At 58.0% G+C, this 1761-nt stretch carries 4 protein-coding genes; all 4 read right to left on the bottom strand.

The window, feature by feature from the left end:
- A partial coding sequence (locus tag DBR23_RS31855; RefSeq protein ID WP_233250752.1) for a hypothetical protein occupies positions 1–205 on the bottom strand: 205 nt, incomplete at its 3' end.
- 311 nt (positions 206–516) lie between these two features.
- Positions 517–1059, bottom strand: a complete 543-nt coding sequence (locus DBR23_RS25930) for an Rrf2 family transcriptional regulator (RefSeq protein ID WP_108500009.1) — start codon at positions 1057–1059, stop codon at positions 517–519.
- Between the two features lie 60 nt (positions 1060–1119).
- Positions 1120–1614: a hypothetical protein gene (locus DBR23_RS25925; RefSeq protein WP_108500008.1), complete on the bottom strand. Its 495-nt coding sequence runs from the start codon at positions 1612–1614 to the stop codon at positions 1120–1122.
- On the bottom strand, positions 1611–1761 hold a 151-nt coding region (locus tag DBR23_RS25920; RefSeq protein WP_304466246.1), incomplete at its 5' end, for a transporter associated domain-containing protein. The genes DBR23_RS25925 and DBR23_RS25920, both read right to left, overlap by 4 nt.

The raw sequence follows: 1761 nt of genomic DNA, 5'->3' as shown, positions 1-1761 counted from the left end.
TGTGACCACCCACATATCGGCCACCTTTGCCGCTGCGGCCCTTGCCACCGACCCGCTTGCTGCCAGCACGGGCCTTGGTTTCAAAGAAAGTCGATGAGCCCGACGCCGCAGATAAAGACAGGTCCGAGCCCGACAGAGGCTGAACCGGTGCTGCGCTGGCGATGGTGGATGCGCCGAGGAAGAGCGCGAACAATGCTGTCTTCATTTTTCTCCTTGGTTGATTGTATCTGAATGCTACGCAAAACAGAGCATCGATGCCAACTCAAAATTGCAGTGTTTGCGCTGTATCAAACGTAGCTAGTTACTTGCGCGATCAGGATCGTGCCCACAAGGCTACTTGATTTGACAGCTTCAGGCTGGTTGCCGTCGCTCAGTTTTGGCCTGCCAATGTCGGTAGTTGCCGATACCCGACCTTCGTTCACCATCCTCGACTGGCGCCAGAAAACATAGGGTAACGTGCACCTGCAGTCCTTCTAGACGGCGGATCACGGCTCAAAGGGGGCTCTGAGCTGAGTGCTATCTCGCCCTCAGAGTCCTACCCAGCGCAAAAACCGAATTCGGAACATTTCCAGTAGGGAGCTGCCGCTCTGGATGGAGTGGGCGTCTTTTGGGGGCAGGCGCTGACGGGCGCAGTCCTTCCTTGATGTCCCCCTTTTCAAGATGCTCTCTCACCACATCGGCCAGAGAGACGGACTGCAGATAGTCATCCACGGTTTGATGGAATGCTCGCCACAGATCATGGGTTATTGCCCCTTGCCGGGCGTTCATCGAGTCACGCTCGCAGGACACACCTCTTAGTTCCCCTTGCTCGGAGGCCCTTGCGATGTCGGCAACGGTGATGTCGGACGCGTTCCGAGCCAATTTGTATCCACCACCTGGCCCTCGCGTGCTCGCGACCAGTCCTGCTTGACGCAGCGCGCTGAACAGCGTTTCAAGGTAAGACAGTGAAATACCTTGCCGCTTTGCAATGGTAGACAGCGCAACGGGCCCATGGACGTCACGTACAGCGACATCCGCAATAGCAATGAGCGCAAACCTGCTTCGTGTCGTCAGACGCATGCATTGCTCCCTTCATGGTGCTGTTTCACGGTATCAGTCTGATCGTTGTCTAGTACCGAATCACGCATCAGTACAACCCTTCTCTACCATTCGCAGAATCCTGGCCATCCCGATGGCCTGCGCCCATTCCTGGGCTGCCAGGACCGTGGTCTCGCCCTCGGAGGCTGGGCGGGCGGGTTTGACTTCAACATCGAACGTCTCGTCTGTCTTGTTCGTTGCCACCTTGACGCTTGCACCAAGAAGCGGGATATCGATGGCCGGACGCGGACCTGCCGCACCATCGACATCGATGCGCAAAACACAACCAGGAAGGAGGTCGTAGCTCCACTGGCGTTCGGGGTGGGCTTCTTCGCCAATCGCGTTCATGGAGGCGAGGCGCTGGTCTTGGGTCATGTCCAGCGGGTCAATGGCAGGTATTTCGTGCTGCGGGTAGCCATCCATACACGCAGCGCTCGAGAACACGGCCAACATTGCAAACAACAGGCGCCAGCCCTGCCACGACGTCTTGCGGCAAGTGCCAGTCAGCATGATGCCGCTGGACAGTTGCAGTCTCACGATGGCATCTCCTGCAGGGCCTCAGCCTTTGCTGTCTGGGGAACGCGTGTCGCCAGGATCTTGTCGATGGTCTTGCCATCCATGTCCACCACTTCCAGCTTCCAGTCCTCCCACTGCACGGTGTCGGTCACCTTGGGCAGGCGGCCG

This window comes from Acidovorax sp. HMWF018, from assembly GCF_003061035.1.
Lineage (GTDB): Bacteria > Pseudomonadota > Gammaproteobacteria > Burkholderiales > Burkholderiaceae_C > Acidovorax > Acidovorax delafieldii.
The sequence above is the reverse complement of the archived record's forward strand: the minus strand, read 5'-3'. Positions and strand labels throughout refer to the sequence as shown.